The 25375-nt window shown below is 34.7% G+C and carries 22 protein-coding genes, 3 tRNA genes and 1 pseudogene; 14 read left to right on the top strand and 12 right to left on the bottom strand.

Annotated elements, in window-relative coordinates; translation table 11 throughout:
- Window positions 1–405: 405 nt before the first annotated feature.
- Window positions 406–479, bottom strand: a tRNA-Asp gene (locus CCY16_RS01830).
- A gap of 182 nt (window positions 480–661) precedes the next feature.
- Between CCY16_RS01830 and rpsB the strand changes: the two genes are divergently transcribed.
- Genes rpsB through CCY16_RS01795 form a run of 7 tightly spaced genes read left to right on the top strand, consistent with a single transcriptional unit; the run spans window position 662 to window position 5185 of the window.
- The gene (gene rpsB, locus CCY16_RS01825) at window positions 662–1510 is read left to right on the top strand and encodes a 30S ribosomal protein S2 (RefSeq protein WP_088414525.1); all 849 of its coding nucleotides are present in this window, start codon (window positions 662–664) and stop codon (window positions 1508–1510) included.
- Window positions 1491–2360, top strand: a complete 870-nt coding sequence (tsf, locus tag CCY16_RS01820; RefSeq protein WP_088414519.1) for a translation elongation factor Ts — start codon at window positions 1491–1493, stop codon at window positions 2358–2360. Before rpsB ends, tsf begins: the two co-directional genes overlap by 20 nt.
- A gap of 10 nt (window positions 2361–2370) precedes the next feature.
- The gene (gene pyrH / locus CCY16_RS01815; RefSeq protein ID WP_088414518.1) at window positions 2371–3111 is read left to right on the top strand and encodes a UMP kinase; all 741 of its coding nucleotides are present in this window, start codon (window positions 2371–2373) and stop codon (window positions 3109–3111) included.
- Window positions 3112–3121: 10 nt separating this feature from the next.
- Entirely contained in the window at window positions 3122–3679 is a 558-nt protein-coding gene (gene frr / locus CCY16_RS01810; RefSeq protein ID WP_088414516.1) for a ribosome recycling factor, read from the top strand.
- 6 nt (window positions 3680–3685) lie between these two features.
- A complete protein-coding gene (locus CCY16_RS07000; RefSeq protein WP_410543238.1) occupies window positions 3686–3862 on the top strand; it encodes a hypothetical protein in 177 nt (58 codons plus the stop codon).
- Between the two features lie 11 nt (window positions 3863–3873).
- Window positions 3874–4569, top strand: coding sequence for a polyprenyl diphosphate synthase (gene uppS, locus CCY16_RS01800; protein WP_088414514.1), 696 nt, complete (start codon window positions 3874–3876; stop codon window positions 4567–4569).
- Entirely contained in the window at window positions 4559–5185 is a 627-nt protein-coding gene (locus tag CCY16_RS01795) for a phosphatidate cytidylyltransferase (protein ID WP_088414512.1), read from the top strand. Before uppS ends, CCY16_RS01795 begins: the two co-directional genes overlap by 11 nt.
- Window positions 5186–5207: 22 nt before the next feature.
- On the opposite strand, the gene CCY16_RS01790 is transcribed toward CCY16_RS01795, so the two are convergent.
- Together CCY16_RS01790 and coaD are read right to left on the bottom strand one after the other, a co-directional pair.
- Window positions 5208–5405, bottom strand: coding sequence for a zinc-finger domain-containing protein (locus CCY16_RS01790; RefSeq protein WP_088414510.1), 198 nt, complete (start codon window positions 5403–5405; stop codon window positions 5208–5210).
- Between the two features lie 65 nt (window positions 5406–5470).
- Complete coding sequence (gene coaD / locus CCY16_RS01785; RefSeq protein ID WP_088414508.1) at window positions 5471–5977, bottom strand: pantetheine-phosphate adenylyltransferase; 507 nt, start codon at window positions 5975–5977, stop codon at window positions 5471–5473.
- Window positions 5978–6058: 81 nt separating this feature from the next.
- Here coaD and CCY16_RS01780 point away from each other — a divergent pair.
- A tRNA-Phe gene (locus CCY16_RS01780) sits at window positions 6059–6131 on the top strand.
- 91 nt (window positions 6132–6222) lie between these two features.
- Window positions 6223–7212: a gamma-glutamyl-gamma-aminobutyrate hydrolase family protein gene (locus tag CCY16_RS01775; protein WP_088414506.1), complete on the top strand. Its 990-nt coding sequence runs from the start codon at window positions 6223–6225 to the stop codon at window positions 7210–7212.
- Between the two features lie 1619 nt (window positions 7213–8831).
- Here CCY16_RS01775 and CCY16_RS06875 read toward each other — a convergent pair.
- The 9 genes and pseudogenes from CCY16_RS06875 to rpmG form a co-directional block, all read right to left on the bottom strand.
- Window positions 8832–8954 (bottom strand): annotated as a pseudogene (locus tag CCY16_RS06875) (ankyrin repeat domain-containing protein); the annotation flags it as partial.
- Window positions 8955–9508: 554 nt separating this feature from the next.
- Window positions 9509–9581 (bottom strand) — tRNA-Met (locus tag CCY16_RS01765).
- The gene (purB, locus tag CCY16_RS01760; protein WP_088414504.1) at window positions 9581–10873 is read right to left on the bottom strand and encodes an adenylosuccinate lyase; all 1293 of its coding nucleotides are present in this window, start codon (window positions 10871–10873) and stop codon (window positions 9581–9583) included. The genes CCY16_RS01765 and purB overlap by 1 nt, the downstream gene beginning before the upstream one ends.
- Before the next feature lie 106 nt (window positions 10874–10979).
- Window positions 10980–11540 (bottom strand): 50S ribosomal protein L9, encoded by a 561-nt coding sequence (gene rplI, locus CCY16_RS01755; protein WP_088414502.1) that lies wholly within the window; start codon window positions 11538–11540, stop codon window positions 10980–10982.
- A 7-nt stretch (window positions 11541–11547) separates the two neighbouring features.
- Window positions 11548–11823 carry a 30S ribosomal protein S18 gene (gene rpsR, locus CCY16_RS01750; RefSeq protein WP_088414500.1) on the bottom strand — a complete coding sequence of 92 codons (276 nt, stop codon included), beginning with the start codon at window positions 11821–11823 and terminating at the stop codon, window positions 11548–11550.
- The gene (gene rpsF, locus CCY16_RS06995) at window positions 11823–12122 is read right to left on the bottom strand and encodes a 30S ribosomal protein S6 (RefSeq protein ID WP_410543239.1); all 300 of its coding nucleotides are present in this window, start codon (window positions 12120–12122) and stop codon (window positions 11823–11825) included. The genes rpsR and rpsF overlap by 1 nt, the downstream gene beginning before the upstream one ends.
- A 531-nt stretch (window positions 12123–12653) precedes the next feature.
- Window positions 12654–15992, bottom strand: a complete 3339-nt coding sequence (dnaE, locus tag CCY16_RS01740; RefSeq protein WP_088414496.1) for a DNA polymerase III subunit alpha — start codon at window positions 15990–15992, stop codon at window positions 12654–12656.
- A 1436-nt stretch (window positions 15993–17428) separates the two neighbouring features.
- A complete protein-coding gene (locus CCY16_RS01725) occupies window positions 17429–17710 on the bottom strand; it encodes an XRE family transcriptional regulator (RefSeq protein ID WP_088414494.1) in 282 nt (93 codons plus the stop codon).
- A gap of 24 nt (window positions 17711–17734) precedes the next feature.
- A complete protein-coding gene (rpmG, locus tag CCY16_RS01720; protein ID WP_011256695.1) occupies window positions 17735–17935 on the bottom strand; it encodes a 50S ribosomal protein L33 in 201 nt (66 codons plus the stop codon).
- Between the two features lie 162 nt (window positions 17936–18097).
- Here rpmG and CCY16_RS01715 point away from each other — a divergent pair, with 162 nt between their 5' ends.
- From CCY16_RS01715 to CCY16_RS01695, 5 genes are all read left to right on the top strand, one after another.
- A complete protein-coding gene (locus CCY16_RS01715; RefSeq protein ID WP_088414492.1) occupies window positions 18098–19870 on the top strand; it encodes an Rne/Rng family ribonuclease in 1773 nt (590 codons plus the stop codon).
- An 87-nt stretch (window positions 19871–19957) separates the two neighbouring features.
- On the top strand, window positions 19958–21865 hold the full coding sequence (dnaK, locus tag CCY16_RS01710) for a molecular chaperone DnaK (protein ID WP_088414490.1): 1908 nt from the start codon (window positions 19958–19960) through the stop codon (window positions 21863–21865).
- A 72-nt stretch (window positions 21866–21937) separates the two neighbouring features.
- Complete coding sequence (locus tag CCY16_RS01705) at window positions 21938–22222, top strand: BolA family protein (protein ID WP_088414488.1); 285 nt, start codon at window positions 21938–21940, stop codon at window positions 22220–22222.
- Between the two features lie 6 nt (window positions 22223–22228).
- Window positions 22229–23470, top strand: a complete 1242-nt coding sequence (gene metC / locus CCY16_RS01700; RefSeq protein ID WP_088414486.1) for a cystathionine beta-lyase — start codon at window positions 22229–22231, stop codon at window positions 23468–23470.
- A complete protein-coding gene (locus tag CCY16_RS01695; RefSeq protein ID WP_245800711.1) occupies window positions 23445–24935 on the top strand; it encodes a UDP-N-acetylmuramoyl-L-alanyl-D-glutamate--2,6-diaminopimelate ligase in 1491 nt (496 codons plus the stop codon). Before metC ends, CCY16_RS01695 begins: the two co-directional genes overlap by 26 nt.
- The last annotated feature ends 440 nt before the right edge of the window (window positions 24936–25375 follow it).

Genomic DNA, 25375 nt, shown 5'->3' with positions numbered 1-25375 from the left:
ATTACCTTACTTTTGCTCTATCGTTATCTTTTATACTACCTTGTCTATCTTATTTTGCTACTCCGCTGAATGGATACGTGGATTTCTAAAACGTTTATGACTAGAGCTTAGTTGCGATAAAAAGCAGCTGAGTCGCAGTTATTAAGTATTTAAAATATAAAAAAATACCAATATTTCTAAATAGATATTAACTAGAGTTTCTTTTACCCTTTTTTCTATTTGGTAAATTTCTTAAATATTAAAGTAACTTAAGAGCAGTGGCATTATAAAACACTAATATTTAAAATAATAACTATTTGTTTTTTTCTAGGTCATGCAAGAAGCCTATTCCACTGTGCTGTTATGTACTTAAATTAGGGTAAAAAAACTAATATAGCTGGTTTAAAACTGTACTAAAATGATATGCGGGAGTGATGAGACTTGAACTCACGACCTCATGCGTGACAGGCATGCGCTCTAACCAACTGAGCTACACCCCCTGCTTCCTTTTAGCATTATTAACTTTGAAATTAATAAATGTGCTGCCTTTTGTCAATATTTTTTGCTTGCATTTTGTTGTCTTTTATATTACCATATAAATGATTTAATTTCACACATGGCTCATGCAAGTAGTCCTAATTAAAGGTTGTGCCATGGAGGGTAAACTATTTGGAGGATGAATATGGCAAGTTTGCCTGAAGTTACTGTACGTGATTTAGCTAGGTCTGGTGTGCATTTTGGTCATAAAATTAGTCGCTGGAATGCAAAAATGGCTCCATATATATATGGAGTGCATCAAGAAAATCGTATACATATAATTGATCTGCGGAAAACATTACCATTGCTACAGGCAGCCATGAAAGTTTTGTATGATGTTGCATTTCAGGGTGGTCGTATTCTGTTTGTTGGTACAAAATTTCAAGCTTTGGATATTATTGCGAGTGAAGCGGTTCGTTGTGGTCAATATTACGTAAATTATCGATGGCTCGGTGGTACGCTTACTAACTGGGGAACTATTTCTTCTTCGATAAAGACACTAGTTCAATATGAGAAGGTACTGAATGATGAAAATAGCATTTTAACGAAGAAAGAATTAGGAAATATTGAAAAAAAAAGGCAGAAACTTGATAAGGTGCTGGGTGGTATCAGAGAGATGGGAGCAGTTCCAGATGTTTTATTTATAATTGATACTAATAAAGAGCATATTGCAGTCAAAGAGGCTAAAAAATTAAAAATTCCGGTAGTTGCAATACTTGATACTAATTCCGATCCAGATGGTATTACTTATCCTATACCGGGAAATGATGACTCGAGAAAATCAATAGAGCTCTATTGTAGATTGGCTACTGACTCTATATTAGCTGGAATGGAATCTAGTTTGGCAAGATCTGGAGTTAAAGTTGGTGATATAAAAGATGAAGAGTTTATTCAAGAAAAAGGAGATGGTATTATACGAACTAAAAAGGGGCGTAGTAAAATTTATAAAGAAGATGAAAAGGAGGTAGTAACGAATGAAGATGAACCCAGATAATATAAGAGAACTACGTGACAGGACAGGGCTTGGTTTGAGTGATTGTAAAAAAGCGTTAGAGGAGTGTAGTGGTGATATCAAGGAAGCTATTGGCAAATTACGTGCAATAGGACTTGCTAAAGCTGATAAAAAGGTTGATAGGGTAGCTTCAGATGGACTAATTGCTATGCATTTGGCTGAAAGCTGCGGTGTGTTGATTGAATTGAATTGTGAAACTGATTTTGTTGCAAGAAATGAGAAATTTATAGAATTAATTTCAAATTTAGCGTCGATTGCTTACCAAGAACGCTGTACTAGCATTGATAAGTTAAAAAATGCTAAGTATGAAGGTATTGGCACAGTGCAGGAAGCTATCATGAATGGTACATCGGTTCTTGGTGAAAAATTGGAACTAAGTAGGCTTTGTTACCTAGAAGCTAAAGACGGAGTTATTGCTGGTTACGTTCATGGTGATGTGCGTGGCTTAGGTAAGACTGGTGCTTTGGTTGCATTGCGATCATCTGGCGATAAGTCAAAGTTGCAAGAGATTGGAAAACAAATAGCAATGCATGTAGTTGCTATGAAACCTGAAGCTCTTTCTATAGATAACTTAGATCAAATAAAGATGAACAATGAGCGTTCTATAATTGAAGAGCAAGTAAAAGGCTTAAATAAACCTGAAGAAGTGACGAAAAAAATAGTAGATGGCCGAATGGCTAAGTACTATGAAGAAGTTATTTTACTAGAACAAAAGTTTATAAAGGATGATAAAATGAAAATTTCTGATTTTATGAGATTAAGTGAGTCTAGTGTGAATTCTCCAGTTGAATTGTCTGATTACAAGTTGCTTGTTTTGGGTGGTAAAGGTTAAGTAGTTAAAAATGCATGCCTCAACAGATGAAGGAAGTAAAATAAAGTACTCCAGGGTGTTATTTAAAATCTCTGGTGAGGCTTTGATGGGATCTCGGCCTTTTGGCCATGATATGGAAGTCATAGGTCAATTGTGCAAAGATATATCTGATATTTACAAGCTTGGAGTTCAGGTATGTATTGTTGTTGGTGGCGGTAATATCTTTCGTGGTGCATCCGCATCTTTGAGTGGTTGTGAAAGAGCGAGTAGTGATTATATTGGAATGCTTGCAACTATAATAAATGCTTTAATTTTACAAAACTTTTTAGAGAAAAATTCAGTAAATTCTAAGGTACTCTCTGCAATACCTATGGTCACTATATGTGAACCTTATATAAGAAGGAAAGCTATTCATCATTTAGAAAAGGGTAGAGTAGTAATCTTTGCAGCAGGTACAGGTAATCCATTTTTTACTACAGATACAGCTGCAGCTTTACGTGCTGTTGAAACAAATTGTGATGCTATCCTAAAAGGTACACAAGTAAATGGTGTATACTCTGCTGATCCGAAAAAAAATGAGGATGCTGTAATGTATGATAGACTTTCTTATATGGATTTATTGACTCGTGATTTAAAAGTCATGGATGCATCAGCAATCTCACTTGCGCGTGAGAATTCTATTCCAATTATAGTTTTTTCTTTGAAAGAAGAAAAAATAGTCAATATCGTTAAAGGTCACGGTACTTACACCATAGTTTCAGATTGTGAATGATAGGTAATTTATGTTAAAAGAAATAAAAACTAAGACAAAAGGAAGGATGCTGAAAACTATTCAATCTTTTTATAATGATATTAGAGGTATACGTACTGGTAAAGCTAGCGCGTCATTACTTGATGGAATAGTTGTAAATATCTATGGTGGGCATCAAAAACTAAATCAAGTTGCAGGTGTTTCAGTTACAGATAATAAAACCCTGTTAATTAAAGTTTGGGACATTAGCGTTATAGGTGAAGTAAAAAATGCTATATTAAATGCTAATCTAAATTTAAATCCTGTTGTTGAGGGTAATACCATACGTATAGTTCTTCCAGACCTAACGCAAGAGACCCGTGAAAGGTTAGTAAAGTTATTGCACCAGTTTGCTGAGAATGCACGGGTTGCCGTTAGGAATATACGCAGAGATATTATGGAAGAAATAGAGAGAATGCAGGAAAATAAAAAAATCTCAGAAGATGATTTTCATAACGCTAAAAAGGAAATACAAAATATTACTGACGATAATATTAAAAAAATTGATGGTGAATTATCTATCAAAGAAAAGGATATACTGAATTATTAAGTGAATATGGAGGTAGTGAATGATATCATTTCAGTGCTTGACAGTGGAGTCCAGTCTTTACCACACAACTATTTGATGTACTCGTTTAAAATCAAATTTTCTGGATCCCAGTGTCTGGGCACTAAAATGACGTCTTCTAGGTACCAACTGAGGTCAAGAAAGTTTCATTTAAATCAGAACTAGGTAAGCTCTAAATGTTGAACCTCGAGTCTCTACCGAAACATTTAGCGATCATTATGGATGGTAACAGTAGGTGGGCAAACAGTCAAGGAAGGGTAAAAATTGATGGTTATAGAAAAGGTAGTGAAGTTGCATATGATATTGCTAAGCATTGTATAGCCCTAACCATACCCTATTTAACTTTGTACGCGTTTTCCATGGAGAATTGGCTTAGACCTAAAGAAGAAACTGACTGTCTATTTGGCTTGTTTTACTCTATTCTAACTGATAGAGATAAAGTTAATTTCTTTCACAACTATAACATTAAATTGAATTTTGTTGGTAATTTAAGTTTATTACCTGAAAAAATACTTAACCAAATTAAAAAATCAGAAGAAATGACACATAAGAACGATGGTCTATTGCTTACTGTAGCAGTCAGCTATGGAGCAAAACAAGAAATTATACATGCTGTGAGAAATATCACGAGAAAAAATATTGATTGTGTATCAGAAGACGAGTTTGAGAAATTTCTATATACTAAAGATCTACCAAAGTTGGATTTATTAATTCGCACTGGTGGTGAAAAAAGGTTAAGTAATTTTTTGTTGTGGCAAGCAGCTTACGCTGAATTGTATTTTTGTGATACTCTATGGCCTGATTTTTCTTGTCAAGATTTGAGCAAAGCACTAGAAGATTATATAAAAAGGGAGAAAAGGTATGGTAGATAACAATTTTATAATTAGAATACTATCTTCAGTAGTAATATTGTTCATATTTTCTTTTTCGACATACTTCAGTGATTTATCATTTTACCTATTGATTTTTTCGATAGCGGTTTTGTCTTCCTTTGAATGGTATAACCTAACTCAGGGAAACAGAATCTTGTATGTTTTTGCATTATTATTGATTGCACTACCAAATGCCTCATTAATATATTTATACAATCTACCGCAAGGAAAGTACGCGTTAGTATGGCTCATCTTAACCATTTGGAGCATCGATATTGCTGCCTATCTGTTTGGCAAGAATTTTGGTAGGACTAGAGTTTGCCCAATTATTAGCCCTGGCAAGACTTGGTCAGGATTTCTTGGCGCGATCTTGGCTGGAATAGTGTGCGCAATTTTTGGATCAATACTTTTTGGCCTATTTTCAATTTTATATTCTCCAATCATTGGATTTGCAATTGCTCTTCTAGCACAGCTTGGTGATTTTACTGAATCGCTCATCAAAAGAGTTTACAATGTTAAAGATAGTGGAAGTATAATACCTGGCCATGGAGGTATACTTGACCGTATGGACAGTTTCATTTTCACATCTCCTCTTATTGCTATCTATATAAATTAACTAACTTAAAAATGAAGTACTATTAAAACTCATCCTTGGCCATTATTTCCTCCTTAACTGCTTCTACAGTACAGTCATGGACAAACGTTTTTTCACAATAAGGACAGGCTATTTCCTCCTCTTCTCCCATATCTAAGTATATTAATGGGTGACCAGAACCCTCATTGTTTCCATCACCATGACAACAAACTTTTCTTTTGTTAACCCTCACTTCTGCCATGTTGCTCCTTTAGTTTATAATGTTTTATATATTGAATATATACGTTTGGGAATAGAAAATAAATACTATTCTTCACTTCCTATCCTATTCAAATTGATCAACTCTTTCTGAACACCCGCTGGCACAAATTTGCTAACACTTTCTCCTAATCTTGCTATTTCTTTTACAAAACTTGATGAGATAAACTGAGTATCCTCAGAGGCAGGAAGAAAGATGGTTTCAATTTCAGGAAGAAGCTTGTAATTTACCCAACTCATTTGAAACTCATAATCAAAATCCGATACTGCTCTTAATCCTCTAATGATAACAGAAGCGTTCTGCTCTTTGGCAAACTTCACTAATAACCCATTAAAAGATACAATATCTACGTCAATTTCTAATCTTTTAATTTCGTTTTTGGCCATGCTTGTGCGTAGCTTTGCATCGAAAGTAGTGCGCTTATTAATATTTTCTGCAATGCCGATGATTAATCTATCTACTAGTTTACATGCTCTTTTTATTATGTCAATATGTCCAAAGGTGATAGGATCAAATGTGCCTGGATAAATACCTATTCTGTTATTAATGTTCATCCTTTATTTTTATATAAATTGCTTTAAGAACTTTTAATAGACATAATAACATTTTTTATCTAAAAATGAAAGCATACAGTTGGCCTGATAGCTCAGTTGGTAGAGCAAAGGACTGAAAATCCTTGTGTCGCTGGTTCGACTCCTGCTCAGGCCACTTTCCCTTTCTTGTCAAAATTACTATTTTGTTGTAAAATATTCTATAATATATTGTGATGTTAATGTAAATATTAAAGAAGTAAATCATAATGTATCAATATTATAATAGAATATTTAATATTCTGTTAATTATAGTTCTATTGTTAAGTAATATCACTTATGCTGACGCTAGTGAAAGTACGCATCAAATAGGCAGCGACATAGTGGTTGGTTTGTTAAAAACAGAAAAGGAAACATATCCACATGAGCTTAGCTTATTTCAAAGTATCTACGAGATGTTCAATAATTTTGGAGTTAGAACTGTACTCATTGACTATAATAAAATAATCAACCTTAAAAAAGTCCAAGAAGAATTATTCAGCCTTTTAAAACAAGACGAGATGCTGGCAAAAAAGTTGATATTAGACCAAATAAAAATTGAAGTTGGGCAATTAATTAAGGAGCACAAAATAAATAGAATATTTATTCCGGGGAACTATTACAATTTACATTCAGAACCCTTTCCGCCTACTCCTTGTTGCCAGCTTGTTACTGAAGCGATTGTGAAAATAGTCGATGATAACCCTACAATTCATTTGCTTAGCATATGTGGAGGTTTACAAGGAATTATGAGTGCAAAAGGAATTGAAGTAGTGCACGTGGAAAACCTTGTAAGCGATGAAGAACAGCAAAGATCTCATTTGAAGTCTGCACCTAATCCACAGCAAGAGGATGTAACTCTCCAGCAGATAAAGATTGTTCCAAATAGTCGTTTAGCAAAGGTGGTAGCTAAATTTTTATTACCCAATAAAAATGGCTGGTTTTCAACATATTTTCCAGATGCTCATTCAGGGACAGTGAGCAATACGCCAGAAAACAGAAGGAAATTAGAATTGCTTGGATATAAAATTGCAGCGTTTTCCAATGATGGGGTAATAGAGGCTATTGAAGATAAGTACGGTAATATTTACTTTCAAAATCATCCAGAAGCCCTTGTTGTAAAGTCGGATAAAAACCTCCATTTATCCAATCACAAGGCACGTCAGGTTTCAACACTGGTTGCTATGGCGATTATAAATGATTTTCTCTATCGTGCTTAATGGGCATTATAAACGCTTTGGTTAAAGCTTTAATAATCAATAAAAGTGTATAAGCACATTTATCGGTTATCAGGCTTCTTGTATAGCTATCTGTTATTCAAGCAGCCTCTTCCTGTCATAAAAATAGCTGACACTGGTGTTCAGCTTCACTACATAATTTTTTCATGTGAATATCTCTATTTATTGGTTAGTTAAATCATACTAGATTCCAGTGTCAAGTATGTGGGTATTATAACATCAATGTTTAATGGTAAACGATGTCATTCCAGTGCGTGACACTAGAATCTTAGTAAATTTATTTACTATTTTCTATCATCCTATGGTTTTCCAGTATGAGAAGCTAGTATCACGCACTGGGATATTGGCAGCCACAAATATTAAGAAACTCACCAAGCAGGAAAAGAGCAAAAGAAACCCTAGTCATATCTCTTGTAGGAACTTAGCATTAATGTCGTATATGCTTGATAAGTAGTCAACCTTGGGATTGTAAATATCCATAACGTCACGATAAGGGTAATGTAGAAGTTTTTCAATAATTTCTTTATAAAAAAAGAAGATTAGTTGGTTTTTTAACTAATCCTTAAAAAGGACAAAAAGAACAATGCAATGTGAGTTGTTTACTGTTCTCTCAAAAACTTGGTGCTTATTACATTACTTAATAAGTGAGATTCAGCTAACGTAGATAAAAATTTATAAAGACATGGAGTGGTCTATATAAGAAAAATTAAACATAACACACCTAGTTTAATAATGTGCTTTTGTCGCTTAAATAAAGATTAAAGATAAATTTTAGGCCTAAAACATCCCCATATAAGGGGTTCTTAAGGTCTGTAAAGTGGGCTTTGCATTTTCTATGTCATCAACTAATTGTAAAGAGTTGCAGATTTTATGTATCCAGCTAAGCTATTTACTATTCATAAAGCTCTTTTTGCTTCAAAGAGCATAAAAAAAGCTGATGATCAAGAAATGTGTGATAAATTTTATTCATTATTTATGTTAATATCTAATTGTTAAGCTAATATATACCACCACAGGGCTTTGTGAAAATTCCCATCTTTACTATGCAGAATGGCCTATTTCTTCAAGGCTTGAGACTCTACTTATTCCTTTCGCACCACCCATCTTTTTTCTGTTCTTTAGATTGACTTATTGTCTCAAAATGTATTAGTTTTCCAGATCTAGCAAAAAAAACCTTGTTCTATGGCTTTATTAACTGGTAGCCCTCCTAGTGAGCAATTCTTTCCATTTTTTCGTTGCAATCTTTTAATCATTCCTACTTCTTTTGATCTTTTACTTCTACCTTTATTAGGTCTTTATCTTACTTGCCAGTATACAATCTCACTGCTAATGCTCCCTGACTGTACGGAAAATTAATACTATATCGCTATCATCTAGTAAGGTCCGTGTAAACCTTATTCCTTTTTCTGTTATAATTTCTGCCTCACTTTTACCAATCTTGTCCTTTTCATTAGCAGTAACCTTCTTTTTATTAAAATACTCAACTGTATCTAAGTGACCATTTTTATCAGCAACATCTAAAGAAGTATCATCACTATTATTCTTACATTAGCATAAATCTCTTTATCTATAAGATATTTAACTATGTCCAACCGACCATTTTAAGTAGCAAAGTGCAAAGGAGCATTGCTCTCATTACTCTTTGCGTTAGCGTCAACCTCTTTTTCATCTATAAGAAGATATTTGATTATGTCTAAGTGATGACCTTCAACAGCTAAGTGTAAAGGAGTGTAGTCAAATTAACTACTTGTTACATTAGCATCAACCCCTATCTCTTAAAGACATTTAACTATCTCTGGTTGACCAATGCAAGCAGCTATGATAGTAATGTAAATTCTATAATTTGATGATCTGGTGTAGGAGTGTTACGTTAAATGGATAATCTATCACCTCGTCGCTCTTGATATGTGTCTAAGATTTCTTTTTTTACTGCTCTTTTATTTTTTCAATTAATGTTACTCTTATCTAAATCTCTTTGAGCATTTTATTGAACTGAGTACTTTTTCCACTGATTAAGGCAGAAACATGTTTATAGTTTCTCTAATTTAATGAAATGTGATGCAACCTAGTATCATGAAAGATTTAATCATTGACTCTCTATTTTTCAAAGTTGCAAAAGTACGTACCTTTTTGAGAAGGATAGTAGAAAGTTAACAGATTACGAAAAGAGGATAGGAGAATTTGGGCAGATAATTAAAATGCAAAAGATTACCTGTATAGGTGGTTGAAGCAAGCCATTGTTGCTGATCTTGTAGTATACTAGAATTAATATGATTAGTGGCTGAGGAGGGACTCGAACCCACGACCAAGAGATTATGATCCTCCTGCTCTACCAACTGAGCTACTCAGCCTAATCAAAGACCTTTTTGTATATATGGTCTACATATTTCGTATAATATTTCAAATCAAATAAAGATTCAAGTTTTTCAGAGTTAATGACTTCAAGTAAGGACCTGTCTTGTTTCAACTCAAACAGAAAATCACTGTTGTTTTGTTTCACTTTCATTGCATTGCCCTGAATAATTTTATACGCCTCTTCCCTTGTTAAACCGCTATTTACTAATTCAAGTAATATACGCTGTGAGAAAATTAAACCTTTTGAAGAATTTAAGTTCTTTTCAATGTTTTCTTTATTAATCACCAGTTTATCTATCAAATCCGTTAATCGCACTAAAGCAAAATCCATTGCTATACAAGCATCAGGAGCAATACATCTTTCTACAGATGAGTGTGATATGTCCCGTTCATGCCACAACGCAACATTTTCTAGTGCAGGAGATACGTAACTGCGTATTAAACGTGAGAGCCCAGTTAAATTCTCACTTAAAATAGGATTGCACTTGTGTGGCATGGCAGAGCTTCCTTTCTGTCCAGTAGAAAAATATTCAGCAATTTCCCCAATCTCAGTTCTTTGTAAGTGACGAATTTCAACAGCAACATTTTCCATTGAACTTGCAATTACTCCCAAAACTGAAAAAAACATGGCGTGTCTATCACGAGGAATTACTTGAGATGATATGGTTTCAGGTACAAGTTCTATCCCTTTTGCTACATATTCCTCAACAAACGGATCGACATTTGCAAAATTACCTACCGCGCCTGATATTTTGCAAATTGAAATTTCCTTTTGTGCATTAATTAATCTTTGGTAACTACGTTTAAATTCTTCATAAAATCTGGTAAATTTCAACCCAAGCGTTGTTGGCTCTGCATGCATTCCGTGACTGCGCCCAACACACACAGTACCTTTATAGTCCTCAGCTTTTTTTTTCAATGCTGCAAGTAAATTTTTTAGATTCTCAAGTAGAATATTACATGACTCTTTTAGCTGCACAGCAAAGCATGTATCTAACACATCAGAACTTGTCATTCCGTAGTGAAGGTAACGTACATCAACTCCCACTTTTTCAGCGATATATGTTAAAAAAGCTATAACATCATGCTTTACAGTGGATTCAATCTCGTTGATACGTTCAACATCAAATTTAATAGCACCAGAGAGCCTTTTAGCAACATTACTTGGAATTATTCCTAACTTTGCTTGAGCCTCACATGCTAACCTTTCTATTTTGAGCCATATGTTGAACTTATTGTTTTCCTCCCAAATAGCGGATATTTCTTTACGGCTATAACGAGGTATCATAGAATGACCTCCTTTTTGTTTCTGAGTATACTAAACCCCAGTCCCACGTACTGGAATGACACCAACTTAGCTATGAAAAATATTTCCTTGCGATTATAATAAGATATCACTTTTGATTAGCTTTATCACTATCAGTAGCTCCTCCAACTTCATTCTGTTTTGCCTCTTGTTGTTGTGACTTTTGGCTTTGCGATTTTACCTGCCTTAACTCATGTGCATCTGTTTCTGACTTCACAACATGCACAGCAACTTGTACTACTATTTCACTATGAAACTCTATACTTGCCTGGTACTCACCTAAATTTCTTATCTTTGCTCCATTAAAAGATATTTTACGGTGATCAACTTCATACTCTTGCGACAAAGATCTTGCAACTTCTCTTGTTGTTACAGAACCAAAAATTTTACCATCCTCAGAAGCTTGCTTCACCAATACTACAAACTTACCAGCAAGAGAAGCTGCTAGCTCACTTGCCAAATTCAATTTTCTTATATTTTCCTCTTCTAGAAAGAAACGCTGCTCCTCCAGTTTTGCTATGCTTTCCTTGGTTGCTTTCACTGCTTTCCTTTGTGGAAAAAGAAAATTACGTGCGTAGCCAGGCTTTACTTTCACAATTTCACCTAGTTTACCGAGTGTTCTGATATTTTCTTTTAAAATTACCAACATAAACTACCTAAACTTTTTTAGTACAGTAAGGAACAAGAGCTAAAAAACGTGCTCTTATAATTGCTAAGCGCAATTTTCTTTGTTTTTTTGCACACACCCCTGTTAATCTTCTAGGTAATATTCTACCATAGTCAGAGGTAAACCTGAATAATAAATCCGTATTCTTATAATCTATGTCTTCATCTTGAGAAGTAGCAAGAGGGCAAACTTTAGAACGCTTAAACCCAGTTCTATTATTTACAGATACGTAAGAATCATTAAAATTATTTCGTTTCTTTGTCATTATGCGCTTTGCTCCTCAACTTGTTTATTCATCATATGAGATTTACCTTCAAAAAATTTATCAACATGCACAGACAAGTGGCGAATAATGTTCTCGTTGAGTTTTATTCTACGCACAAATTCATCCATAATGCTTGAAGTAGAACTTATGCACATTATACAATAATGACCACTCTTCATCTTGTTTATTGGATACGCAAAATCCAATAAACCCCAATATTCGTATTTTATCAATCCTGAAGCTTCAATATTATCTAGAAGCATTCCCAATGTTTTGTTCAATTGGTTTGGCTCTGCCATTCCAAAATTTTGTAAAATTCCTTGAAAGATCTTTATTAGGTGCTTTGAAATATCTTCCTTTAAAGCACTTACTGCATTGTGAATAAATGCATTCTTAGCAATTTGCTTACCACCCTCTGGAAGCTTTATAAAATCTTGTGCTATTCCTAAACCTTTTAGGTCATCTTTCAACTCTTTGCTAATTTTCAATTTCACTTCTTTCAAATTTGAAAGATCTTCCTCTAATTCAATCCATAAAATCTTCGCAAAACTTTCCAAGAAATTAGGGTAAGCAATTAGATTTTCTTGAATGTCTTTAGCATGCATTTCTGAATCTCGTTTTGTAAACTTGTCACTTCCTTTTTCCAGAACACCCTTAATTTGCTGGAACATAATATCTGCCTTAATGTTTTTTAATGAAACACCTAGCTCTTGGGCCATTCCTTCTACTTCTTGCTGCAATAACCCCTGTTGCGCTATAAAAGTAAATTCATAAAGGTTCACTATATTTTCCTTTAATATTGATTAAGTATTTCATTATATAAAACTTTTTTATATAAGCAAGCTATTTGTATCAATTTCTATGCATTTAATCCAGCTTAAGTTAGATATTTCATAAACAACTTGAGGGGTGATCAAATATGCACCTGGTAGTAAGATGTTCACTGTGTGCTTTTCAAAGAGAAGTTTGAGCATTATTTTAGTTTTACCATCGCCTTTCAGTACTGAGTTTAATTCTATAGCGGCTTTTTGTGAATTAGCACATCCGGTAGTTAAAACTAAACTTTTCATTACAGAAGTAATCCTTTCTGTAAATTCAGATATATCCCTTCCCACTAATCTTGTCGTATTCTCCGAAGTTTCAAGATCAATTACTACAAATGTCCCAGGCGAAAATAAATTTCTTTTCTTCTCTATTGTTTCATTATTGTAGAATGCTATTTCAGAAACGTTATGAGGATCAGAAAGCGTAAGTATAACAAACCTTCCACGTTCTGAGGTTCTCATACGTACATTTAATATTACACCAGCAGTTTTTGCTATCTTATTCTCTCCAATAAACCCAATATTTAGCTTCTCAAGAAGAGTTCTAAATTTTTCAAGTGGATGGCCGGTTAAATAAAACCCTAGCGAAAATAACTCATGCTCTAATTTTTCTTCTTCATTGAAATCTTTTACCTCCTCAAGTTTTGGCTTTAGAACATCAAAATTACCAAACAAAACAGCTTGATTTGATTCTCTATCCTGTCTATTTTTATTTGCAAAGTAAGCCAGTGTGTCTATTGACTCGTATAGTTGCTTTCTATTCTTATGTACACTGTCACATGCTCCAGACTTAATCAGGCTTTCTAGTGCCCTTTTATTTGTTATATGACCTGAGTTTTGAATGAATTCCCATATGTCCTTATAAGCGCTTGAACGTGTGTTCACTATTCCCTCTGCTATGGAAAAACCGACATTGCGCAGAGCAGCAATACCGTAACGTATATGCTTGCCCTCTATTGAGAATTCAGCCTTAGATTTGCTTATATCAGGCAAAAGAACAGAAACCCCACTGAATTTTGCAGCATGATAGAACAAATTCAATTTATCTCTATCATCGATATTCAGATTCATTAAGGCCGTGAAAAATTCTAACGGATAGTTAGCCTTAAGGTAAGCTGTTTGATAAGATATAACCGCATATGCGGCTGCGTGAGACTTATTAAACCCATAACCGGCAAATTTTGCAACAAGGTCAAAAATGTAACTTGCCCTATCATAATCAACACCATTTTTTGTTGCTCCTTGAACAAAAAGTTTACGTTGTTTATCCATCTCTGCTTTGATTTTCTTACCCATAGCACGTCTTAGCAGATCTGCTTCTGCGAGACTATATCCAGAAAGAATGCGTGCTATTTCCATCACCTGTTCTTGGTAGATTATCACTCCGAATGTTTCTTTTAATACCCTTTCAAGTAATGGATGAATATAATCTGGTTTTTCAAGTCCATGCTTTCTTGCGATGTAAGTTGGAATGTTATCCATAGGTCCTGGACGATAAAGAGAGATTAACGCAATGATATCTTCAATGCAATCTGGTTTTAACTTGATTAAAGCTTCCCTCATCCCCGAACTTTCAAGCTGGAATACTCCAATTGAATCACCGTTTGAGAGCATTTCGTAAGTTTTGCGGTCATTCAAGGAAACTGAGGCAATGTCAATCTTTTTCCCATTTTGATTAATTAAACGACAGACATGATCTATTAGCGTTAGCGTACCAAGTCCAAGAAAATCAAATTTTATCAGCCCAGCTTTCTCAACATACTTCATGCTGTATTGAGTAATTGGCAAAGCCGAGTTTGGATCGTAATACACAGGAACAAAATTTTCTAATTTTTGATCGCATATCACAATTCCAGCAGCATGAGTTGAAACGTGGCGATATATCCCTTCAAGCTTAAGAGAAATATCAAGGAGTTTTGCAATGACTTCATCACTATCTCGTTCTTTCTGTAAGTTTTGATCAAACTCTATTGCTTGTGATAAAGTTACAGGATTCACTGGGTTGAATGGAACCATTTTAGATATCTTATCCACCTGAGTATAAGACATTTGTAGCACCCTTCCCACATCACGCAGCACGGCTCTTGCCTGTAACTTGCCAAAAGTAATTATTTGAGCAACATAACCGTACTTCTTTTGAACATAATCAATAACTAAGTCCCTTTTTTCCTGACAGAAATCGATATCAAAATCAGGCATCGATATACGATCAGGGTTTAAAAATCTTTCAAAGATCAGGCCAAATTTTATTGGATCGAGGTCTGTAATCTGCAATGCCCAAGCAACAATTGATCCAGCACCAGAACCCCTTCCTGGGCCAACTGGAATGCCATTTGCTTTGCTCCAGCGAATAAAGTCAGAAACTATCAAAAAGTAGCCAGCGTAATTCATTGAAGTTATTACACTTAGTTCATAATTCAGCCGATCGTAGTATTGCTTAAGGTCTATGTCTATTTTATTTGCAATACGAAGTTCTAATCCCGCAGTTGCTTGCTCCTTTAGTTCTTCATTCTCAGTTTTATTTTCTCGACAAGGAAATTTAGGCAAAATAGGCTGCCTACTTCTTGGCATGTAAGAGCAACGCTTAGCTATTACTAAAGTGTTATGAATTGCTTCGGGAATGTCGCTAAACAGCTTTTCCATTTCTTCCACAGATTTAAAATAGTGCTCAGTAGTTAGCTTCTTTCTGTTATTCTCCAGAGCATAACTCCCCTCCGATATACACGTTAATATATCATAAGCTTCATAGTCAGATCTATTTGGAAAAAATACATCGTTTGTTGCAACAAGTGGTATATTATGCTGGTAAGCAAAGTCTATCAAGGTTTCTTCAAGTTCCAATTCCTTGTTTGATCCGTGACGCTGCAGTTCAACATACAAATGACCATTGAATGCTAAAAGCAGTTTTTCAACTGTTCCTTTATCTTGCCTAAATAACAGTTGAGCCAATATTCCCTCACATCCACCGGTTAAAGTGATCAGACCTGTGCTTAAATTTAATAGCTCATCAAAATCAACATAAGGAATATCGCTGTTATTTTTGCGCTTTCTGAAAGACTCACTTACCAAAGTGACTAGATTAGTGTATCCTTGCTCATTTTTTGTAAGCAATAATATAGGTAAATTTTGCTCTGAATGTCTGACTATAATATTGCATCCTGTTATTAGCTGTATTCCCCTACTTGCCGCATATTCTGAAAATTCAAGTGAGCCAAATAAGTTACCTGAATCAGTAATTGCAACTGCCGGCATTTTGTTCCGCAAGCAAAGGCCTATCAGCTCCTCAATTTTGACCGAACTTTCAAGTAAAGAATAAACACTGTGAACACGCAAGTGTATGAACATAAAAAAACTTTAGATCAGCAATAAAAAGATAACATTAATTTACTTATGAGGATATAATTTCATAAAAACAAAAGCTTATTTATGATTTATCAGTTCTAACATAAAATACAAAAAACTACTTGATAAACTTCACTAGCTTCCTTATTATAGCACTGAAGGTATTCAGTTATCTTCAGTCTGTGCAAAATTAAACAATAACAGTATTAACATAGTTTGGTATCTTATGTTTAATTTTTCTCACTATGTGCGCCTTGTGTCTTTATAACATTTCTAGGTTTTTATCTGTATAAGCTGAAACGCACTTATAGAGCGTTTAAGACAGTATAGAACGCCAATGTTTTAAAGTAGGTATTAACCAGGGATCTTTTGCCTTTTCCCTTATTTAGTAAATTTCTTAAATATTTATAGCTAAAAGTTATACTAAGAATACCTGAATTTATCACTATGCATTTCCTACATCTTATGCTATGCCATGCCTGCTTAGTAATATTAAACTATTCTCAATCTTAATACTTACAAAGAGGCATAATGGAATCACAAAACTATTACTTAGGAATAGATCCTATGATTGTGAAAAAGTGAAATATCATGCAAAATGCCTAAAATACTCGAGTTATTTCACTCATGACAGCCTTAATGATATGAGCAAGGGCTTTTTTATAGTATTTGGCCTTCAATCGATAGGTATAAAGAAGATAGGAATTCTTTTGCAACTTTCATAAGCCGAGTTACTAAATGTTGTGATATTAATCTAATAAGCAAATGTTTATAAGTGAAGCGTGGTGGTGGAGCTGTATTTTATTTATAGATTCCGCTGCTTTGGATAACATGGTTGGTAAGAAATACTTTTCTGAAATTGGAATAATAACCCAAATTGATATATAAGATACAGTTTCTAAACTACCTGTAAAATGACAAATTATATGTGAGCAGCTAAAAACTTTAAATATTATGGGAATAGCTAAAGTGAATGGAATATCAAAAACAACTATATATAGCATTTTGAAAAAGATAAAACAGTGCAACAAAAAATTGCTTAACACATTTTTATAGCTCTATTCCCCTGGCAAGAAAGGTGTTTTAGGATCTGAAATCTATTTTTGTTTACAAGCTTAAATAACCAAATTTCAGTGAAAAATGTAGCGTATTTTTGCAAGTGGTATACAAGTGCACATGCATTTCCACCCAATGCACGCTGCATTTTTTCTGAATCTTTATTGTATATGTGATTCTATAACTAAGTAACTTCTGTATAGCTCTTTAATGTTATATAGTCTATGTATCTGTTTTACGCTGAACAGATTCTTCGTAAGAAAAGTATGAAAAAGCGGTACTCTATCCGTGTTCAAGAAATGAAATGTACCCTAAATTGTTTGCAGTTGAAGTTTTTGTGGATAATATTACAGCATACACTGTAAATTAAAATGAGTATAGCCTTATTGTATTTTATGCTGAGAATTATGCTTTATTTTCATATTTATATCTTGATCCAATGCAACTAATAAGTTAAGCAAGTATTCTAAAGAGAACCCTTCAATTTTTGACTTATTAATTTGAGATACTTTAGGTTGGTCGATCTTTAAGGCAATTGCTGCTTTTTTCTGTGTTCTGTACCTCTTATTTATTAACCGTGCAACAATCTTTATTAATTTCAGTTTTGTATCTTTTATATCATCCAACTCTATTGTTATAGGATAATTTAATTGTGAATTTTGCATGATAACAACTTCCTTATGAAAAAATTACTTTAATTTTTCTTCTTTAAATAATACGTGTCTTCTGACTACTGGATCATACTTTCTAAACTCCAGTTTTCTAGTAAGCTTTTTTGGATTGCGCTTTTTTACGTAAAAGTAACCTGTTGACTTTTCTTCACCTGTGCTTGTTATTTTTGTTGCACTGCTAACTAACTTCACAAGCAAAGAAGCATTTTTTTTTGCCATACTTAATATAATAACATAAATCCTGTGTGAGTTTATTACGTAAAGCGCTAAAAGTCAATCACTTTGTGCCTTAGAACAGTGTAGATTGCAAAATTCTTGACAATCGGCAGTGCGTTAAGTAACATGAAATTAATTTGAGAACGCAAGGCAAACGGTAAATAAGTGGCAAATAGTGGTAAGAGGTTGCTATTAATAGAAAATTCTATCTGTTCTGATGAGGTAAGAGTTGCTTTATCAGCTGACAATAGAGTTGTAGAATTTGAACAAGAATTCAAAGAAAAAAAACAATTAAGAGGTAATATATATGTTGCTTGTGTAAAACGTGTAGAGCCTTCTTTGCAAGCTGTGTTTATTGAATATGGAAAAAATAAGCAAGGTTTTTTGTCTTTTTCTGAAATATCTCCAGATTATTTCAATATTCCAGAAAAGGAGAAAGAAACTTTCTTTGAGGGTTGCCTGAATGATGATTGTACAGAGGAAAGTGGCAATGCGTCAGCAAATATTTCTTCGGATTCCGTAACTAATAAGAATGTTAACGAATCCGGTAATGGTTTTGTAAGAGAAGTGTCTTTATATAAGAGATATAAGTTGCAAGATGTTATTTCAGTAAATCAAAGACTATTAGTTCAGCTAACTAAGGAAGAGCGAGGCAACAAGGGAGCTTCGTTTACAACGTACATAACTTTAGTAGGAAGGTACTGTGTTTTTATGCCTAATTCCATGAGTAAAGGTGGAGTGTCACGCAGAATTGAAGATGTTAATGTCAGGAAGCAGTTAAAGGATATATTAAGTTCAATGGACTTGCCAAAAAGGTCAGGTTTGATAATAAGAACCATTGGTTCAGGGAAAAGTAAAAAGGAAATTGAGCAGGATTACAATTATTTATCCTCATTGTGGCAGAATATTCAAAAAAATGCTTCCTCTGTAAATGTTCCATCATTGATTTATAATGAAGCAGACCTAATTATGAGGTCTATTCGTGATTTTTGTAGCAATGGTATGGAAGTTATAGTATCTGGAAAGGAAGCTTTTGAAACGGTAAGACAATATGCTAGAAATGCATTAAAAGGTAGTAAGTTACGTTATAGGTTGTATAGAGGTTTTATTCCAATCTTTACTTACTACGGAGTCGAAGATCAGATTTCTGAGTTATACAGCAATAGGGTAAAATTGCCGTCTGGTGGATCTTTGATAATAACTTTAACTGAGGCGTTTGTTTCAATAGATGTAAATTCAGGAAAGATGACGGGAGAAGATAGTATAGAGGAGACAGCTTATAGAACTAATATGGAAGCAGTACCTGAAATATCAAGACAGGTGAATTTAAGAGGCTTGTCGGGATTAATAGTAGTCGATTTTATTGACATGTTAAGGTATCAATATTGTAGAGCTGTTGAGTCTGCTATTAGGCAGGCGTTTAAGGATGATAAAGCTAGAGTTCAATTTAGCTACATAAATGACTTTGGTTTAATGGTATTTTCAAGGCAAAGGATTAAACCAAGCATACAGGAAATTAACACTACAGAGTGCTTGCACTGTAAAGGGATTGGGAAGGTGAAATCAAATGAGGTGATTGTTGCATCAATATTGAGAGACTTGCAGCACATTGCTAGTAAAAATCGAAATAGATCATTTGATTTGGTAGCTCATGGTGCAATTATAGCACATATTTTTAATAACAAACGCAGCACAGTTTCTACAATCGAAAAAGAGTTTAATATTAAATTGAATGTTAGTGCTGATAGCAGTTTGAGTGTAGATATGTTCGTTTTAAAACGAGGGGATGAAGTTAGCTTAAGTGATTGTAAGCCATTACAAAACTCTGGTTACAAAATTGAAAGCAGCAGTAATGAAAGGGCTGATAATTCAGAGAAGTTACAAGGCAGTTTTTGGTTAACTAAGTGGCTTTCACGCATTTTGAACTCTAATAGCTAACTGGAAATCCTAAAAGAGACTTGTAATTGATGAGTCCTATACTTATATATCCTTATATCAGATAACATTTATAAGGGAGTATTCATTATGGGAAGAGCAATAGGTATAGATCTTGGAACAACAAATTCTTGTGTTGCGATACAAGGCAAGATAATAGAGAATAAAGAAGGAGCAAGAACTACTCCATCTGTAGTTGCATTTACTTCATCAGGGGAGAGATTGATTGGTGCTCCAGCAAAAAGGCAAGCAACCACCAATGCGAGTAATACTTTTTTTGCTACTAAGAGATTAATAGGCCGTCAGTATGGTGATCCTGAAATGAAAGATCTGAATGTGCCGTATAAAGTGTTTGCAGCAAAAAATGGCGATGCATGGATTAAAACAACAGATGGTAAAGAATACTCCCCTAGTCAAATTGGTGCTTTTATACTACAAAATCTAAAAGAGGCAGCAGAGGCTTATCTTGGGGAAGAAGTAAAAGATGCTGTGATAACAGTGCCAGCATACTTCAACGATTCTCAACGTCAGGCAACAAAAGATGCAGGAAAAATTGCCGGTTTGAATGTACTTAGAATAGTTAATGAACCAACTGCTGCGGCGCTTGCTTATGGTCTTGATAAGAAGCATGGGCATACAATAGTGGTGTATGACCTTGGTGGTGGTACATTTGATGTTTCAATACTCGAAATAGGTGATGGAGTTTTTGAAGTAAAAGCTACTAATGGTGATACCCATCTTGGGGGTGAAGACTTTGATAATGCAATAGTCAGTTACTTACTAGATGAATTTAAGAAAAGTAATGGCATTAGTCTAAAAAATGATCCAATGGCTATGCAAAGAATCAAAGAAGCTGCTGAAAAAGCAAAGATTGAATTATCAAGTGCAATGGAAACGGAAATAAATCTGCCATTTATTACGGCTGATGCAAATGGTCCAAAACACTTAAATATGAGATTAACAAGGGCAAAACTTGAAAGCTTAGTAAATGATTTAATCGAAAGGACTATGACTCCTTGCAAAAAAGCTCTTGAGGATACTGGTTTATCCGCTAACCAAATTGGTGAAGTGGTGCTTGTTGGTGGTATGACTCGTATGCCAAGGGTAATAGAGAAAGTTAAAGAATTCTTTGGTAAGGATCCACATAGAGGAGTAAATCCTGATGAAGTTGTAGCAATTGGTGCTGCAATACAGGCAGGAATCGTTCAAGGTGATGTAAGGGATGTGTTATTGCTTGATGTAACTCCGCTTTCTCTTGGTATTGAAACTTTAGGGGGGGTGTTCACTCCACTTATTGAGCGTAATACTACTATTCCTACTAAAAAATCTCAGGTATTTTCAACTGCAGAAGATAATCAAACGGCTGTAACGATTAAAGTGCATCAAGGTGAAAGGAAATTGGCAGTTGATAATAAGCTGCTTGGTCAATTTAGTTTGGAGGGTATACCACCTGCTCCTCGTGGAGTTCCTCAGATTGAAGTGACATTCGATATAGATGCAAATGGAATAGTACATGTTTCTGCAAAAGATAAAGCTACTGGGAAAGAGCAGAAAATACGTATTCAGTCTTCAGGTGGTTTGTCTGAGAGTGAAATAAATCGCATGATAAGAGAGGCTGAGGAAAAGGCACAAGAAGATGAGAGGCGTAAAAAATTTATTGAAGTGAAGAACCAAGCAGATAGCTTAGTTCATTCTACGGAAAAGTCTCTGAAAGAGTATGGCGATAAAGTTTCACCAGAGGATAAGTCTTCTATTGAAAAGGCAGTTAATGAATTAAAAGAGGCTAGTAAGTCTGATAACATTGATTATGCTGATTCAATACAACAGAAAATTACTAATCTTTCTCAATTATCTATGAAGCTTGGAGAAGCTATGTATAAAGAATCTCAGCAACAACAGGGGAAAGAAGGCTCTGCTGGTTCATCCACAACAAATGAGGAAGAAAAAGTAGTAGATTCTGATTATCAAGACATAGATAATAAGGAAGAGAATAAATAAGAGTGTATTTTGTCAGCGCGTGACGCTGAAATTTAGGAAAAAAGAACTAGTATTAGCTATTTGAATTACAGGATGGATATTATTAAGACAATAGAAGAAAAAATACGTGGTTCAATAGATATAATTGATGTTGATATTATCGATGAGTCCGTAAAGCATGCAGATCATTATTTTTCTTCGTCTTCAATACTACCTTCACATATCAAGCTAGTACTAATATCTGACAGTTTTGCCGGGATGGACAGTCTCAAAAGGCACAGATTGATCTATGAGTTATTAAAGAGTGAGATAGAGCTAATACATGCAATTTCTCTTCACTTATATACGCAAAGCGAGTACAATTTAAAAAATAAATAACAGAACGTGAAAGAGAAATCCTTATTAGTTAAAGCGGGAAGAAAGTTTGAGGACTATAAAGGTTCTATGAACCCACCAGTTTATCATTCTTCTACTATATTATTTCCTACTTACAAGGACTACTTAGATGCAGCAAATGGAAAAAACATATACGGTGTGGTTAATGATGGTGTTGCAAGAGATTATAGCTACAGCAGTGTTGGCACTCCCACTGTTCATTATTTTTCAAATGCACTTGCTGAAATTGAGGGTAGGGGACGAGCATTAATCTATCCTTCCGGATTGTTTGCACTCACTTTTGCTATTCTGACTTTTGCTAGAGCGGGTTCGCATGTTTTAATTCAAGATAATAGCTATTACCGACTTAGGAGGTTCGCCGAAAATGAGCTACCAAAAAGAAGAGTAAAGGTAACCTTCTATGATCCAACACAGGATATAGCTAATTTAATTCAGAGTAATACTAGATTAATAATGATTGAGACTCCTGGTTCTATAACATTTGAAGTTTCAAATATAGAACATATAGTGAAAATTGCTAAGGAACATAAAATCGTGACTGTTTGCGACAATTCGTGGGCTACTCCTTTGTTATTTAGGCCACTTGACTATGGCATTGATGTCGCGTTGTATGGGATTACGAAGTATATAGCCGGTCACTCAGATTTATTGATGGGAGCTATTATTGCTGAAGGTGAAGTTTTTAAATTGCTTTATGAGATCTGCAAGAATTACGGAGTTACTGTGCAACCATACGACTGTTACCTTGCACATCGAGGGCTAAGAACACTAGGCACACGCATGAAGAAGCATCAAAGTACAGCAATGAAAGTAGCAAAGTGGCTAGAAAAGCATTCAAAAATCAAAAAAGTCTTATATCCAGCACTTCCTTCCCACCCTCAACATGAATTATGGAAAAGTTACTTCAAGGGGGCAAGCGGCGTATTCAGTATAGTACTGGATAGAGAATATTCATGTGAGGAACTAAGCTGTATGGTTGATCATATGAAAATTTTTAGTATTGGTGCTTCTTGGGGAGGATGTGATAGCTTGATATTGCCAATAGATCGTAAATCTGTGTCAAGATCTGTAATGAGTTCAGATTATAGTGGAAGTTTCATAAGAATATTTTGTGGACTAGAAGATCCTGAAGATTTAATTTCTGATTTGAATACTGCACTGGCACGGTTGCCATGTTTGGGCTTTCAAGCTGATGAAGTAGGACATGATACTAAGAGAATTACTGCATGATATTGGCCATTTTTCTGTCATTCCGGTGCTTGACACTGGGATCCAGCAATTAGCGTTACACACTGGAATAACACTAGGCAACCGTACTGTTGATTTTAACATTGAAATTAAGGGTGTTACATGTAATCCGAAGAAAGTCAAAGAGGGTTATCTTTTTGTTTGTGTGTCAGAGGAAGGTGAGAGATGTGTAGGCGGCATAAAAGCTTCAGCAATAATAGCAAGCTTTAGTGCAATTCCAGCTCAGGGTGCTGAAATCTATATCTTCTACCCCAACCCTCGAGAGATATATGGCAAGATAGTTAGCAGGTTTTATCAATTTAAGCAGCTCAAATATGTTGCTGCTGTAACAGGTACAAATGGCAAGACTTCAGTGGTGGAATTTTGCCGTCAAATCTGGCAAAATGTAGGTTGTAATGCAGCATCTGTGGGAACACTTGGAACATGTGTTAATAATGAAAGAAAAGATAATAACAGTAACCTTACTACTCCAGATGCAGATGACCTTTATTTCACATTGCGTGATGTAAATAGTAAAAATATAGAACACTTAGCATTGGAGGCTTCGAGCCATGGAATTGATCAGTATAGAATCCATGGATTAGAATTAAATGCTGCAGCTTTTACTAATTTCTCGCAAGATCATTTAGATTATCATAAAGACGTGAATGAATATTTCGAAGCTAAGAAAAGGTTATTTTACGAGATATTGCCAGAAGGAAAAACGGCAGTATTGAATTCGGATATAGATGAATACTATGCATTGCTTAAGATAGCTAAAAAATGTAGCAACAAAGTTATAACATATGGAAAAACAGGCTCTGACATTACTTTATTAAGGCAGATTCCCACTCCCGATGGTCAACGTCTTACGATTAAAATTGGTGATGAAGTTTACGGTATGTTTTATCCAGTTTTAGGGCAGTTTCAAGCATATAATTTGCTGTGTGCAATCGGTATAGTTATTGCATCTAAGTTGGATTATCAGAAGATATGTATAGATAAATTTGTTTCTTTACCGGGAAGGATGGAAAAAGTGAAACCTTTTGCATTCGTGGATTACGCTCACACTCCAAGTGCACTTAAACAGGCTCTGTTGTCTTTAAGATGGCACTTCAGTAAAAAAATAGTTCTGGTTTTCGGTTGTGGTGGAAATCGTGATCAGGCAAAACGTGCAAAAATGGGTAAAATAGCGAAGATGTATGCAGACAAGGTGATAGTCACAGATGATAATCCGCGTGATGAAGATCCAGCAAAAATTCGTTACGATATTTTACTATGTTGTCCCAATGCACTAGAGGTGGGGGATAGGAGAGAAGCTATAGAGAAGGGTATAAATATTGCCTATGACGAGAATATGATTCTGCTTGTTGCAGGAAAGGGGCATGAAAAATTTCAAATTATAGGGAACAAAGCTTTTGAATTTAGTGATGTTGAGGTTATTAAAAATCAAATTTTAACATACTGATTTTCAAATAGACTTCTTGCGTTGCCTCCTGTCATTCCAGCGTGTGACTCTAGAGTCCATAAAAAATAGATCCCAGTATCAAGCACTGCGATAACACCGAAGAGTGGGCTGCTGATTTTTTATGTGGTTATGTAAGAGGTCTAATCATTCACCGTTCTTGCCAGGTGATAACACTCTTACTCCCTTGGACTAGAATTTAAGATTTCTTGAGAACAGGACCTTACAGGTGCTCCAGTTGTTACCATATCATCTGTACCATATCATCAGCCAATATCACGATTTTATTTTTAATAATTTTGTTATTACTTGTTTTAAAAGCCTTTTCTAAATTTTTCACGCTATTTAAGTGAAAGACTAGCTTGAGGTGTGGTATGGCGAGGACGTTTTATTGCAAATGGTGTATAAGACAAGTTGGATAACCTACTTCATTCCTTTGCAAG

The organism is Wolbachia endosymbiont of Wuchereria bancrofti, from assembly GCF_002204235.2.
Taxonomy (GTDB): Bacteria; Pseudomonadota; Alphaproteobacteria; order Rickettsiales; family Anaplasmataceae; genus Wolbachia.
This window is presented reverse-complemented; position numbering and strand designations above follow the sequence as displayed.